Annotated in this window: 12 protein-coding genes; 6 read left to right on the top strand and 6 right to left on the bottom strand. The window is 65.5% G+C overall.

What is annotated here, in order from left to right; all coding sequences use genetic code 11:
* Positions 1-46 precede the first annotated feature (46 nt).
* The 5 genes from purH to sfnG form a co-directional block, all read right to left on the bottom strand.
* A complete protein-coding gene (gene purH / locus BR47_RS0127545; protein ID WP_029121452.1) occupies positions 47-1,615 on the bottom strand; it encodes a bifunctional phosphoribosylaminoimidazolecarboxamide formyltransferase/IMP cyclohydrolase in 1,569 nt (522 codons plus the stop codon).
* Positions 1,612-2,241, bottom strand: coding sequence for a phosphoribosylglycinamide formyltransferase (purN, locus tag BR47_RS0127540; RefSeq protein ID WP_029121451.1), 630 nt, complete (start codon positions 2,239-2,241; stop codon positions 1,612-1,614). Before purN ends, purH begins: the two co-directional genes overlap by 4 nt.
* Before the next feature lie 9 nt (positions 2,242-2,250).
* Positions 2,251-3,768: a cell division protein PerM gene (locus tag BR47_RS0127535; protein WP_029121450.1), complete on the bottom strand. Its 1,518-nt coding sequence runs from the start codon at positions 3,766-3,768 to the stop codon at positions 2,251-2,253.
* 76 nt (positions 3,769-3,844) lie between these two features.
* On the bottom strand, positions 3,845-4,798 hold the full coding sequence (locus BR47_RS31670) for a DUF5336 domain-containing protein (RefSeq protein WP_036427924.1): 954 nt from the start codon (positions 4,796-4,798) through the stop codon (positions 3,845-3,847).
* A 129-nt stretch (positions 4,799-4,927) separates the two neighbouring features.
* Positions 4,928-6,058: a dimethylsulfone monooxygenase SfnG gene (gene sfnG / locus BR47_RS0127525; RefSeq protein WP_020099030.1), complete on the bottom strand. Its 1,131-nt coding sequence runs from the start codon at positions 6,056-6,058 to the stop codon at positions 4,928-4,930.
* Positions 6,059-6,243: 185 nt separating this feature from the next.
* On the opposite strand from sfnG, the gene BR47_RS0127520 reads away from it, so the two are divergent.
* The 3 genes from BR47_RS0127520 (at position 6,244) to BR47_RS33370 (ending at position 9,572) form a co-directional block, all read left to right on the top strand.
* Positions 6,244-7,095, top strand: coding sequence for an LLM class F420-dependent oxidoreductase (locus BR47_RS0127520; RefSeq protein ID WP_029121449.1), 852 nt, complete (start codon positions 6,244-6,246; stop codon positions 7,093-7,095).
* Between the two features lie 163 nt (positions 7,096-7,258).
* The gene (locus BR47_RS0127515; protein ID WP_141772199.1) at positions 7,259-8,839 is read left to right on the top strand and encodes a DUF4185 domain-containing protein; all 1,581 of its coding nucleotides are present in this window, start codon (positions 7,259-7,261) and stop codon (positions 8,837-8,839) included.
* Positions 8,840-9,008: 169 nt separating this feature from the next.
* On the top strand, positions 9,009-9,572 hold the full coding sequence (locus BR47_RS33370; protein WP_141772198.1) for a hypothetical protein: 564 nt from the start codon (positions 9,009-9,011) through the stop codon (positions 9,570-9,572).
* 72 nt (positions 9,573-9,644) lie between these two features.
* Here the strand turns inward: BR47_RS33370 and BR47_RS0127510 are convergent, their stop codons facing one another.
* Entirely contained in the window at positions 9,645-11,174 is a 1,530-nt protein-coding gene (locus tag BR47_RS0127510) for an acetyl-CoA acetyltransferase (RefSeq protein ID WP_029121447.1), read from the bottom strand.
* Positions 11,175-11,330: 156 nt separating this feature from the next.
* Here BR47_RS0127510 and BR47_RS31665 point away from each other — a divergent pair, with 156 nt between their 5' ends.
* From BR47_RS31665 to BR47_RS0127495, 3 genes are all read left to right on the top strand, one after another.
* The gene (locus BR47_RS31665) at positions 11,331-11,924 is read left to right on the top strand and encodes a hypothetical protein (protein WP_141772197.1); all 594 of its coding nucleotides are present in this window, start codon (positions 11,331-11,333) and stop codon (positions 11,922-11,924) included.
* A 179-nt stretch (positions 11,925-12,103) separates the two neighbouring features.
* On the top strand, positions 12,104-12,496 hold the full coding sequence (locus BR47_RS0127500) for a hypothetical protein (RefSeq protein ID WP_029121446.1): 393 nt from the start codon (positions 12,104-12,106) through the stop codon (positions 12,494-12,496).
* Between the two features lie 83 nt (positions 12,497-12,579).
* Entirely contained in the window at positions 12,580-13,692 is a 1,113-nt protein-coding gene (locus BR47_RS0127495; protein ID WP_020099025.1) for an ATP-binding protein, read from the top strand.
* Positions 13,693-13,694: the final 2 nt, after the last annotated feature.

Genomic DNA, 13,694 nt, shown 5'->3' with positions numbered 1-13,694 from the left:
TGCACGGATCATCTCCGTGCAAACCTGGCCATTCAGCCGGTAGGACCTAGTGGGCGAAGTGCCGCGCCCCGGTCAGGTACAGCGTGATGCCCGCAGCGGCGGCGGCCGCGGTCACTTCGTCGTCGCGGACCGAACCACCCGGGTGCACAATGGCTTTCACGCCGGCGTTGGTCAAGGTCTCCAGACCGTCCGGGAACGGGAAGAAGGCATCGGAGGCAGCGACGGCGCCCTTGACTCGGTCACCACCCCGCTCGACCGCCAGCCGGGCCGCGTCGACGCGGTTCACCTGGCCCATGCCGACACCGACGGTGGCGCCGTTGGCGGCGACCACGATGGCGTTCGACTTCACCGCGCGGCACGCGCGCCACGCAAACGCCAAGTCGGCCAACGTCTCCGGATCGGCCGGGCTGCCGGTCGCCAGTGTCCAGTTCAGCGGGTCGTCGCCCGCGGCGTCGAGCGCGTCGCGCTGCTGCACCAGCAGGCCACCGCTGACCTGACGGTATTCGACTGCGGCGCCCTCAGGTTCGCTGGCCACCAGGATGCGAATGTTCTTCTTGCGGCTCAGGATTTCAACGGCGCCCGGTTCGAAGGCAGGAGCGACGATCACCTCGGTGAAGATGTCGGCGACGGTCTCGGCCATCTCCTCGGTCACCGCGGTGTTGGCCGCGATGACGCCACCGAACGCGCTCAGCGGGTCGCACTCGTGCGCCTTGCGGTGCGCATCGGCAACCGAGATCGACGACACCGCAATGCCACACGGGTTGGCATGCTTGATGATCGCCACGCAGATGTCCTCGTGGTCGAACGCCGCCCGCCATGCCGCATCGGCGTCGGTGTAGTTGTTGTAGGACATCTCTTTTCCGTGCAGCTGCTCGGCCTGGGCCAGTCCCGGCCAGCCGGCGTCGTCGCTGTAGAGCGCGGCCTTCTGGTGCGGGTTCTCGCCGTAGCGCAGCACGTCGGTGCGGCGCCACGTCGAACCGAGCCACGCGGGCATACCGGCAGCGGATGCCTCGTCGTCGCCGGGCACCAGCACCGAACCCATCCAGGACGCGACGGCCACGTCGTACTCGGCGGTGTGGCGGAAAGCCAACGACGCCAGCTTCTTCCGCTCTTCGAGCGTGAAGCCACCGTCCCGAACGGCCGCCAGCACACCGTCGTACCCCAGCGGGTCGACGACGACGGCGACGCTCGGGTGGTTCTTCGCCGCAGCGCGGACCATCGACGGGCCGCCGATGTCGATCTGCTCGACGCACTCGTCCTCGGAAGCGCCCGACGCCACGGTCTGGGTGAACGGATACAGGTTCACCACAACGAGTTCGAACGCCTCGACCCCGAGCTCATCGAGCGCGGCGAGGTGCTCGGCCTTGCGGGTGTCGGCCAGCAGGCCGGCGTGCACGCGCGGGTGCAGCGTCTTGACGCGGCCGTCGAGCACCTCCGGGAAGCCGGTGACCTCTTCGACGGGAGTCACCGGGATACCCTCGGCAGCAATGGTTTTCGCCGTCGAACCGGTCGAGACCAGGGTCACGCCGGCCTCGTGCAGCCCGCGGGCCAGCTCAGCCAGGCCGGTCTTGTCGTACACGCTGATCAGCGCGCGCCGAATCGGTCGTCGCGTCATCCTAGGGCCGCCTTTCGTCCACTCCACGTCACGCCGCGGAGGGCCACCGCGGCGATCACATCTACCAACAGTCGTCGTTCGACGACCTTGATCCGTTCATGCAGCGACGATTCGTCATCGCTGTCGAGTACCGCCACCGGCTCCTGCGCCAGGATGGGCCCGGTGTCGGTGCCGGCATCCACCAGGTGCACCGTGCTGCCGGTAACCCGTACTCCATAGGCCAGGGCTTCGGCCACCGCATGCGCCCCTGGAAACGACGGCAGCAATGCGGGGTGGGTGTTCAGCACCCGCCCCTGGAAGCGCGCGAGAAAGGTCGGGCCGAGGATCTTCATGAACCCCGCCGACACCACCAGATCCGGCTGATGGGCTGCGACGGCTTCGGTCAGTGCGGCGTCCCAGGCGGCGCGGTCGAGGTGGTCCCGTAGCCGAGTGGTGAACGTCGCTGCACCGGCGGCCGCCCCGATCTGCAGCGCCGGGCAGTCACGGTCCGCACCGACGGCCACGACGCGCGCCGGGTAGTCACCGACCGCTGCGGCCAGCACCGATTCCAGCAGCGAGCCGGTCCCGGACGCCAGGACGACGAGCCGCGCCGGCGCAGTCGGGGGCACGTGAACCGGTTGCTGCACGGGAGCAGCCTAGTGGCCGTCGTCGTCGACGACGAAATGCGCCTCAGGGTCCTCGTCGGGGTCGAAGGCGACGTGCTCACCGATGCGATCGGTGGTGCCGGATTGGTAGGCCTCCGCCGGCGCCGGGGTCATGTCCGGTTCCGGACGTGCCGGCCGGCGCGGTTCGGCGGGTTTGGCCGCGGACTCCGGGTCGGGTTCGCGCTCCGGCTCGGTGGTCTGCTCGAACGCCGGGCCACCCGCGAAATGCGAGTCGTCGTCCGAGTCGGCCGCGGCAGCCGATACGTCACCGATCAGCTTCTCGGTCACGGGTTCGTCATCCTCGACGACGTCTGCCACGTCATCGTCATACGGTTCCTCGTCGACGGGCGCAGCCGGCGCGACGGGTGCCGGCCGGGCCGGACGGCGGGTGAGGCCGCCGGCCATGGCGACCGTGAGGCCGCCGATCGAGACGAACCACAGGAAAACCGCAGGCCCGAACGTCGTCTGATCGACCCCGAGCTCACCGAAATTGCCCAGGCGACCGCTGCCGGCGATCGCGAGCAGGACCATCATCACCGCGGCCAGGAGCGATGCGACCGCCAACTTGGCGAAAGCAATCGGCCACGGGGCCGGGCGCCGGGAACACTGCTGGCCCACCGCCACCGCCGAGGCCGCCGCGATGATCAGCAGCGCCACCCATACCGGCCCCAGCGGGGGCGACGGCACGGCTGCCAGCACCGGCACGGCAGGCACATCGCCGCCGAGCACCGTGAAAGAACTGAACGTGGCCAACCCGACGTGCACACTCGAGCCGACGGCCACCGCGGCGGCGCCGACCATCACGTTCGGGATGTACAGCGCCGACAGCACGGTCAGGCTGAGCTGGCCGAACACCGAATCGGTGATGCCGAACAGGTCGTGCATCGTCGACCAGTGCACGACCATCGAGCCGACCGCGACCAATCCCGACAGGCCGAGCAGCGCCAACACGCCGGCGACGGCCCCGCGCAACGCCTCGGGCAGCCAGTACGGCAGGTGCGCGTCGGTCAGCAGCCGCCCCTGCAGGCGCGAGCCGACACCGATGGCCGCGCCGACCGCGTGCACCGCCAGGACACAGCCGAACGCCTGGAGTGCACTCGGGGTCTGCAGCTCGGTGAGCACCGACGACGCATCGTGGATCACCGCGAGCGCGATCGCCGCGATCAGCAGTGGTCCACCGAGCGCCGACGCGACGATCCACCGGACCACGAACCAGGACGCCCCCGGCCGCGTCGCCGCGGCCGTGGTGCGGGCCGTGCCCCAGACCATGGCCAGCAACGGGGCCAGGGGCATCACGCCGAGCTCGGCGCCGCCGATCGACACCGGCACGCCGTGCACGCCCAGCCACATGCTGGCCATCGCGCCGAACGCACCGGTCAGATCGCTGTTGGCGATGACCAACTGGATCAGCACCAGCGCGGCGATGATCGCCAGGGCGATGCCCGACGGGCCGAACGCAACCCGAAGCAGGTCACGCGCCTGGCGCGTACCGACTGGTCGGTTATCCACTAGCTGGGTCACTCCTCGCGAGGTCGTCACTCGCGTGCCGCGAGCGCCCTAGCGATTATGACGAAGCCGGACCCGATTACTGCGGAGCCGGGGGTTGCTGGAAGGTCGTCGTCGGCTCCGAGCCGGATCCCGTCGCGCCCGGAACGCTGGGTGCCGGGGTGAACGACGACGATCCGACCACGGCCTCGGACGCCGACGGACCCTGGCCCGACGACTGCTGCGGGGCCGACGACTGGCCGGCCGACTGCTGCGGCTGACCGAACGCCGGGAACCCGGTCGGCGGGGTCGGCGGACCCGAGTCGGCGCCGTGCTGCGACGCGCTCTGCGCACCGGTGTAGCCGCCGATGGGACCGTTCTGGGACTGCGGCTGGTAGCCACCCTGCTGACCGAAGTGCTGGCCGGTCTGCTGGCCGTACTGCTGCTGCGGCTGCTGGCCGTAGTACTGCGCCTGCGGGTTGTAGCCCTGCGCCGGTCCGCCGTAGTTGTACGGATCGGCCTGCGGACGCGGTGCGGGCGGCTGGATGACGCCGGCGTCCAGCAGCAGTGCCCCGACAGCGCTACCGGCCTGCAGCACCGACAGCGCGAGCACGACATAGAGGCCCCACTCGACCTCGATGCCCTTGGGCGCCTGCACGATCTCGTTGATCACCAGCAGCAGAGCCAGCACCGCGAGGATGGCGACCCACGACTTGAAGCTCTTCTGCTTGGGCAGCAGGCTGACGCCGGCGAGCAGCGCAGCCAACACGGCGACGACGATCGGCGCCTGGGTCAGGATGCTGCCGGTGCCCGCATCCAGGCCTCCCGCACCCAACTGGGGCGCGAAGTTGAAGCCGAAGATGAGCAGGCCGAGCGCCGCGACCGCAATGGTCAGGTACTCCGGCAGTTTGCTCGGGCCGGCCGGCGCCGCAGGCGCAGCCGGGATCTGCTCGGGCAGACGGTTGAACTGCTGGGTCGGCCCGCCGTACTGGTTGCCGTACTGGCCGGGCTGTTGGGCGGGCGGGTAGCCGGGGTTACCGGGCTGGTACGTCATGACCTCTCCTGTACCTGTCGACTCGACCAACCACGCTAGCGCACTTCACTGAGGGTGCCTCGCACCAGTTGAAGACGCCGAGCACCGGCCTGAGCTGCCGCGACAGCCCTGAGCAAACTTGCCGACGCGTCAGGCCGGGACGCGAATCGGCGCCTCCGCGGCGTCCTGTTCCGCCTCCTCGATTTCCCGCACCAACGGCAGCACCTTGGCTCCGAAGTACTCGATTTCCTCCTGGAAATGCAGGAAGCCACCGAGGATCAGATCGACGCCCCGTTTGCGGTAGGCAGCAATCCGTTCGGCGATCTGTTCCGGGGTTCCGATCAACTTGGTACGAAAACCGTCGTTGTACTGCACCAGGTCTTCGAAGCTGGAATCCGCCCACATGCCCTTCTTGTCGCCGGTGGAGTTGCCGGCCTGCTGCACGGCCTGGCGGAACCCTTCGACTGCCGGCCGGTTGGCCTTCGCGACGATCTCCTTGAGGACTTCTTTCGCCTCTTTCTCGGTGTCGCGCGCGATGATGAAGCCGTTCAGCCCGAACCGGACCTCCCGGGCAACCTGGCGGGCGTGGTCGCGGACGTCGACGATTTGCTCGGTCACGCCGTCGAAGTCCTTGCCATTGGAGAAGTACCAGTCGGCGTAATAGCCGCCGTTGCGGCGCGCCGCGCTCGAGTTGCCGCCCTGGAACAGTTCCGGGTTGGGGCGCTCGGCCGTGTTGAGCGGCTTGGGCTTCAGCGTGAAGTCGTGGATTCGGTAGAAGTCGCCGCGGAAGTCGACGTCGTCCTCGGTCCAGATCTTGCGCAGGACCTGGAGGAACTCGGCGCTGCGGCGGTAGCGCTCGTCGTGTTCCAGCCAGGGCTCGCCCAGGTGCGTGAACTCGTCCTTGAACCAACCGGAGACGACGTTGACCGCGAAGCGGCCGTTCGAGAGGTGGTCGGCCGTCGCTCCCAGTTTCGCGAGCACCGCCGGCTGCCAGAGGCCCGGGTGAACGGCTGCAATCACCTTCAGGCGTTCGGTCGCCAGGAGCAGCGCGAGGCTGAAACTCGTTGATTCGTGCTGATATTCGGCGCCGTAGCTGGCCTCATACCGGACCTGGCTCAGGGCGTACTCGAAGCCGTTGTTCTCCGCGGTCTGCGCGAGCTTCTTGTTGTATTCGTAGTTCCAGTCGGTCCGCTGCTCGATATCACTGGTCACCAGGCCGCCGCTGACGTTGGGCACCCAGTAGGCGAACTTGACGTGGTCGGCGATGCGTTCGGTCGTCATGGGCCCATGTGAACAAGCGAGGTACGCCACCGTCGTGGGTAACGTTCGCGATGAAGTTATCTCCGGATCGGTTCACAGGCGTCTAGCGGCTGCATTGCGGCGAAAATTCCCAGGTAATGGGCCTACTTTGGCATTCTTGCCACCCACTCTTGCGCCCCATACTGAAACACGTTCTAATTCACCGTATGGACTACGGGCTCGTACTTTTCACCAGCGACCGCGGCATCAAGCCCGCCGCCGCCGCCAAACTGGCCGACGACCACGGCTTCGCCACCTTCTATGTGCCCGAACACACGCACATCCCGATCAAGCGCCAGGCGGCCCACCCGACCACCGGTGACGAGACGCTGCCCGACGACCGCTACATGCGGACGCTGGATCCGTGGGTCGCGCTCGGCTCGGCCGCGTCGGTGACGTCGCGGGTGCGGCTGTCGACTGCGGTGGCGCTGCCCGTTGAGCACGACCCCATCACGCTCGCGAAGTCGATTGCGACGCTGGATCACCTGTCTGGCGGCCGGGTATCGGTGGGCGTCGGATTCGGTTGGAACACAGACGAACTCCAGGACCACAACGTCCCGCCGGCCCGGCGGCGCACCATGCTCCGCGAGTACCTGGAAGCGATGCGCGCGCTGTGGACCCAGGAAGAAGCCGAGTACGACGGTGAATTCGTGAAGTTCGGTCCGTCGTGGGCCTGGCCGAAGCCCGTGCAGTCGCACGTGCCGATCCTGGTCGGAGCGGCCGGCACCGAGAAGAACTTCAAGTGGATCGCCAAGTCGGCCGACGGCTGGATCACGACGCCGCGCGACTTCGACATCGACGAGCCAGTCAAGCTGCTGCAGGACACCTGGGCCGCGGCCGGGCGTTCGGGTGCGCCGACCATAGTCGCGCTGGACTTCAAGCCCGACGCCGACAAGTTGGCGCACTGGAAGAAGCTCGGCGTGACCGAGGTGCTGTTCGGGTTGCCGGACAGCGACGACGCGACCGTGTCGGCGTACGTCGAGAAGCTGGCGAAGAAGCTGAGCGACTTCGGGATCTGAGGTTTCGCCGGCGCTTTGGCGTCGGGGCTCCTAGTCACACTCGATCTGCGGCGGTCAAGGTTCCTTGGCCGCCGCAGTTTCTTGTGCCGGATTTCCGTCAGGGCGTGCGCGTTGACCGCCATAGACTGACTGTCATGGGGTGGCTCTTTGACGGGTGGGGCCGTTGTCGATCCTGAAGATTCGCGGCACCAATCCACTGACTCTCGTCGATGGCGGTCGCGACCTCAAGCGCAAGGCCGAAGCACTCGACGAGTTGATCGGCAAGCAGGTGCATGCCGTCCAGGAACTTGAGCAGGATTGGAAAGGCAAGGCGGCCAACGCCGCCCGCGGGCAGGCCTACCGGAACATCGAACACCAGCACCGCTTCCACGAGATCACCGATGCCATCGCGACGGCCATGATTGCTGGCGGCCAGATCCTCGCGACCTTGCGCGACGTACTCCTCAACTGGGTCAGCACCGTGTCGCAGATGTTCAACGTCGCCGACGACGGTGTGGTCACCACTCGTCCGCCGCGTACCGGCGGGGCCTGGGAGAACATCGCAGCTGCCTTCACCAAATGCACCCAGAACATGATCAAGGCGTTCATGGATCAGGACCAGAACCTGGCCAACAGCCTGAAAGCCATTGCGGACGGCAACACTCCGGGCAACAACCCTAAGCCGGTGCCGGGCTTCACTCCTGGCATCGATCCAGACAGTTTCAACAACGGCCAGATCGGGTTTGAGCAGACGATGGCCGGATTCGGTGACCCGAACACCGGCGACGGGGGCGTGGGTGTTCCGAATACCGACCTGTCGATCATGGGCATGACACCAGATGGCCGACTGTTCACGATCCAGGGTGATACCGGTACCGGCATGAAGAAACCTAAAGAAAAAGAACCGCCAAGCAGCGGAGGACCGGGCGGTCGCTCCGACGACGCTAGCGACCGCAACAGCATCATCTATTGGAAGATGGATGAGCACGGGAAATGGGTCGTGGACGAAGTTGTTAAGGGCCCCTTCAAGAAGCCTGACGGCGCTAACGATATCTCGACGATCCCAACGTCGACCTTCAACGTCGGCGACACGATGTATGCCTCCGTCATGAATGTCGACCATTGGAACGGCGCACCAGAAACGCGCCCCCGTGGCGAAAGTGGCTGGGTAACCAGAAGTTCCGAGCTGTGGAGTTCAACGAACGGCGGGAAGACCTGGGAAAGAGTAAAGATCGACTGGCCCAACAACGACAAGTTGAACAATCCATTTCAGGTACAGAGCTTCGCCCCGTCTCAAGACGGGAAATATGTCTACATGTACGGCACGCAAGATGGCCGCACCAATGACGGGCTGCATGCCGCACGCGTACTCGCGGGGTCGATCGGTGACCCAAACGCATACGAGTATTGGAACGGGACTTCGTTCGCTGGCCATGACTCAAATGCCAGTCCACCCATTATCAAAACCCCGCCGGGAATGAGCGGTATCGGAGAGCCCAGCGTCCACTTCTACGAGAACAAGGTCCTACTCACGTTCAATGATGAATCCGGTGGCGTCTATACCAGTTCGACTTCGGCAGCGGACGGCAGTATCGGCTGGTCGCCGACTACGAAGGTCGTCGAGCAAAGCGGTGCCTACGGCGCATTCCAGTCACCTTTCTCGGGCGGCGACTCCATCGATTCCACGCTGTCGTTGTGGAATAGATACGGAACGGCGCTCTACCAAATCCAGAACGAGGACACCAAGAATCTAGGGGCGTACTGACATGCTCATACCGCGGTTCGCCACAACGCTGGTAGCACTATCGCATCAGCACATGGCGTACCCACAGTTCAAAAACAGTCCGCATACTCCTGCCGCCGGCGGCCGGCCGGCGGTCGCACAACGCACACGGGCTCAGGGCAGATCCTCACCAACTGAACCTCTTGCAGGAATGGCCAAATCGACGAATCTGCTGCAGCATGCGACAAGACTCCAGCTCTCCATCGCGACAATCGCTCTCATGGCTACGGTCGGGTGCGCACCCGCCGGGTCCGATAAGCCGACGAATAGTGCCTCCACTACGACGACGCCTCCTCCTCCAGTCGCCGGATTTCCAGATCTGTCAAAATTCGCCGAAACCGACCAGTACGCGTACTTCGGCAGCGGTCAGCGTTATTCAGGGATCGTGTTTCAAACACCGAGCGGAATGATCTGCGCCTCAAACGATTACCCCGAGCGACAATATGCGCGAATCGACTGCTCGGGCCCACTACCCGGCAAGCCCGGCCAATGGCAGGTAGTCGCGGAGCTGCGGAGCGCCGCCACGATGAAGGACATCACCGCACGGGCGCCCGTTGGAACGTCCGAGCCAACAGCACTCCTCCTACCCACCCATCATGTGCTCAAGCTTGCTGCGGATGATCTCGCTTGCGGCATCGTCGACAACGGAACACCCGCATGCCGAATTGGCAACCACGGTTTCGCACTCGCAACCGACGAACCCTTGTTGTTCTGACGCCCGAGATTGACGTAATGGTCGTAGAACATGTTGCAAGAACGACCATTACGTCGATCTCGACGACTCAGATCAAGCCGGGACAGCCCGATTGCCCTCGTCGGTTGCGGTGACGATGATCTGCGCACCCAGCGGCTCGCCGTCGCACAACAGCACCATCAACTCGGCATCGGTAGTCGTGGCCAAGAACCGGCTGCCGTCCGCGTCGAGGCGCCCGATGATGATGCCGACGTTGGGAGTCCAGTCGTACCGGACCGTGTAGGTCTCAATGGTTGCGGACCCGTTTGCATGCTCAGTGACGGCGACCGTCGGCCACGACGCGACCTCGGCGCACAATTCGGCACTGTTGTCCGGCGCCCAGTCGGCCGGCTCGGTCGAATAGATGCCGACCGAGAACTTGCTGGCGATGCCGCCGTTAGCTCCGATCAATGCGAATTCGCCTGGGGTTTCCCGCATTCGGGTGACAGCTTCAGCGATGCCGTGCAACGAGTAGTTGTTTCCCGGGCCACCGAAGTACGGCAGTCCACCGGTCAGTGTCAGACCCCGCGGATCGTCAGCCACCAGGCCGACGCCGTCACAGATGTTGAATACCGGGAACGGGAAGCAGCTGTACAGGTCGAATGCCGAGACATCGTCAATCCCAATTTCGGCCACCCGCAACGCTTCCCGCACGGCCAGTACCGATGCCGGGCTGGCACCGACATCGGGACGGTCAAGCAGCTTCTGCTCCTTCAAGTCCGCATGACCGCGCAGATAAACCCACTTTGATTCCGGCACACCGAGTTTGCGCGCCGACTCCACGGACATCAGCACCGCTGCCGCGCCCATGTTCACCTGGTCGCGAGCCACCATCAGCCGCGGATACGGGTCACAGATCATCCGGTTCTTGTCGGTGACGGTCACCAGCTCGTCGACGGTGCGCTCCACCGGCGCCGACGAATACGGGTTCTTGGCAGCGACTTTCGACATCGGGGCGAACAGCTCCCCCATCGCCTGCCGGTAGTCCTGCACGGACAGGCCGAGCCGCGCCCGCCGAGCGTTGTCCAGCAGGCCGTACTGCACGGGCGCACCGATCAGCCCGTGCCGAACGGTGTACTCGTCGAAGATGCCGTCATAGCCGTAGCCGCGGTCCTCGAGCTGGCCGTCGATGGTCTCCGAGTGATCGGGCTTATCGTCCCGACCCTTGAAGTACCGGATGCTGGACGTGTTTTCCGACCCCATGATCATCACGACGTCGGCGCGGCCGGCCACGATCTCGCCGGCGAATTCGGTGATCAGGTGCTGAGGGCTCTGCCCGCCGATGACTTCAAGCACGGCGCGGGCCGGGTCAGCGCCGATGCGTTGCGCCACGGAGCGTGGGTAATTGTTCGACTTGCCGAGCGGTGCCGGCACGTGGCCGGAGATCTCGAACTGCCGGGTGCCCGCGACGGTGTCGATCGCAGCGGCAACTGCCGTGACGTCGGCTCCGGTGTCCTGCAGCGCCGCCTGCGCCGCTGCCGCCGCGAGGTCGACGGACGACATGCCGCGGTACTCGGGGTCCTCAAGGCGTTCGGTGAACTGGCCGACACCCACGATCACCGGCGTACGCGGATCGACACCCATTACAAACCTCCAGACAACTGTTAATTCGACAGGCTAACCGATTGGGATGCGAACACGCATTACGGGTAGCTGCACATTTGCGTCAGGAGGTACCCGCGGAGCGAAGTACGGTTGGGTGATGGCAGTGGCGAAGTCGCACGTCGACGGCGTTGAGCCGTGACCACCAAGACGATCGCAAGCCCACGACTGGGCGGTCTATGCCAACTGGCGGCGGCAGGCCTCATTGTCTTGATGGCGAGCGCATGCCACATATCGTCGCCCGGCCGGTCCGCTTCTGAATCGCCCCACGACATCCCTGACTTCTCGAAATACACCTCCGTCGATTGGCAACAGTTCGACGCCGACGGCAGTCCAGGCAAGGGGTATCTCGTCCGGTTCAGCACGCCCGACGGGTCGACACGCTGCAGCATCCTGAACAGCCTTTCGGCATCATGCGTGGGCAACATCGTCGGGATGCCGAACTCTGCCCCGGATTACTCCCGAGATCGAGACACCTTCGGCGGCAACGACAGCGGCAGTTGCCCCGGCGTCCTGTTCGATATCTCTGATGCACAGCAGCCCGCATACTCGTTCCGGAAGAACGGCGGTGGGTGTCCGCCGTTCGCCGAGGCCAAAACACTCAGCGCCGGCCAGAAACTCGTCAAGTACCAGATGACGTGCGTCGTCGGCGAGAGCGACCTCACGGCCTGCATCAACACCGCAACCAACCACGGCTTCGTCCTCCAGCCCTCAGGCAGCTGGACGTTCTGATGCGCCGGCTGGCAGCGCTGGCGTTGGCGGCGTCAATCGTCAGCGCATGTGACGTCTCGTCGCCAGGTCAACCGGTTCCCGAGGCTCCACCCACCGCACCGCCCGGCGGTCCCCCGCATCCGCCGCCACCAAGAGGAGTCTTTCCAGACTTCGCCACTTTCGCGCCAGCCGATCTCGCGTTGTACTCCGCCAAGAACTGGCATGAGGACACCTACGTCCTCTTTCAGACGCCAGGTGAAATCGGCTGCTTTGCCTACATCTACAGCGGCGTCATGGGACTGATCGAGTGTCACGGACGATCGATGCCAGGATTTCCCGCTGATGCTCTCAACCCCAAGCTCAAGGATCGACCGACGGTGTTCACCGTCGCAGAATCATCTGACGGCGCATTCAAGTTCACGTCCTCGCTGGGCACGTACACAGACGAGAAGGGCTACCGCCTTCTCCCCGCGGGCATGAAGCTCACGGTCGGCGAGACGGGCTGCGCTGTCGGTGACGACCACTACATTGCCTGCGTAACCAGCCAACACCACGGTTTCGTCATTTCACCCACCGACAGCTGGACCTTCTAATCCACGACGATTCCAACGTACAACTATCTAGACGTACATCTAATTCGACGTACAATTGCCAGATGACCTGGCCCATCAGACCCATGTCCCTCGTGGTCGGCGGCGTCGTCCCGCCCGAGAACGTGGTGGGCCGCGTCCGCGAACAGCAGGAAATCCTGGCCAGCCTGCCCGACGGTGGTGCCGCCCTCGTTGGCGACCGCCGGCACGGCAAGACGTCCCTGGCCCGACTCGTCGCGCACACCGCGCGGCTGCAGGGCTTGAACGTCGTCTCGGTCAGCGCCGAGCGGCAGACCTACGCCGAGTTCGTCACGGCGCTCGCCGCCGAGCTCGGCCGCGTCGACAACGCCCTGCGCCAGGAGGTCGACCGCTGGAAGGTCGCGGTGGGCACCGGGCCGTTCAAGTTCGAGCGGGTCCGCGCCGACGCCGCTCTCGATGATCTGCTGCAGCGTGCCGTCGCCCGCACCAAGGACGGCCCATTGGTGCTGTTCATCGACGAGGTCACCGTGCTCGCACGCAACCTCGAACGCGAAAAGCCCGGCGGCGGAGACGCGTTCCTGCACCTGCTGCGCCGCTTCCGCCAGGAACACTCCGGACGCCTGGCCACCGTCCTCTCCGGTTCCATTGGCTTCCACCATGTCTCGGAAGACGCGCTCAGTTCGGTCAACGACATCCGCAAGGTCACGGTCGGGCCCATCCGCCACGACCACGCCACATACCTCGCCGAGTGCCTGCTGCTCGGTGTGAACGTCCCGACCACCGACCGACATCAGGTCGCGGAATCCATTGCAGCAGCGGCAGAGAACGTGCCGTACTACATCCAGCACCTGGTCGCGGGCGCGGCACGAGAAGGGTCCGTCAAGCCAGACCGCATCGCGGAGCTGCTTTCCGCCGCCATCACCGATCCGCACGACCCCTGGGACCTGCGGCACTACCGCGACCGCCTGCGCAACTACTACGGCGACGACGCCCCCGCCATCGCCGGACTGCTCGACATCTACGCCCACGCCCCAACCCCGTTGAGTGTCAACGCAACACTGCAGTTCCTGAAGACCGAGGGCTCACCCATCACCGACCGCGACCAGCTGGTGTCCTTCATCGAGCGCCTCGAGCAGGACCACTACCTGCGCCGCGTCGGCGACGACGACTGCTTCGCCTCCGGACTGGTGCAGTCGGCTTGGCGAGCCATGAGGCGGTAGGT

It is taken from the genome of Mycobacterium sp. UNC410CL29Cvi84, assembly GCF_000686745.1.
Taxonomy (GTDB): Bacteria; Actinomycetota; Actinomycetes; order Mycobacteriales; family Mycobacteriaceae; genus Mycobacterium; species Mycobacterium mucogenicum_B.
Note: the sequence above shows the minus strand (reverse complement) of the source record. Positions and strands in the feature narration are given on the sequence as shown.

Coding starts and splice junctions, on each gene's coding strand:
- BR47_RS31670 (WP_036427924.1), bottom strand. CDS start 4,798: ATGACGTACCAGCCCGGTAACCCCGGCTACCCGCCCGCCCAACAGCCC.
- BR47_RS0127495 (WP_020099025.1), top strand. CDS start 12,580: ATGTCCCTCGTGGTCGGCGGCGTCGTCCCGCCCGAGAACGTGGTGGGC.
- BR47_RS0127520 (WP_029121449.1), top strand. CDS start 6,244: ATGGACTACGGGCTCGTACTTTTCACCAGCGACCGCGGCATCAAGCCC.
- sfnG (WP_020099030.1), bottom strand. CDS start 6,058: ATGACGACCGAACGCATCGCCGACCACGTCAAGTTCGCCTACTGGGTG.
- purH (WP_029121452.1), bottom strand. CDS start 1,615: ATGACGCGACGACCGATTCGGCGCGCGCTGATCAGCGTGTACGACAAG.
- BR47_RS0127510 (WP_029121447.1), bottom strand. CDS start 11,174: ATGGGTGTCGATCCGCGTACGCCGGTGATCGTGGGTGTCGGCCAGTTC.
- BR47_RS33370 (WP_141772198.1), top strand. CDS start 9,009: ATGGCCAAATCGACGAATCTGCTGCAGCATGCGACAAGACTCCAGCTC.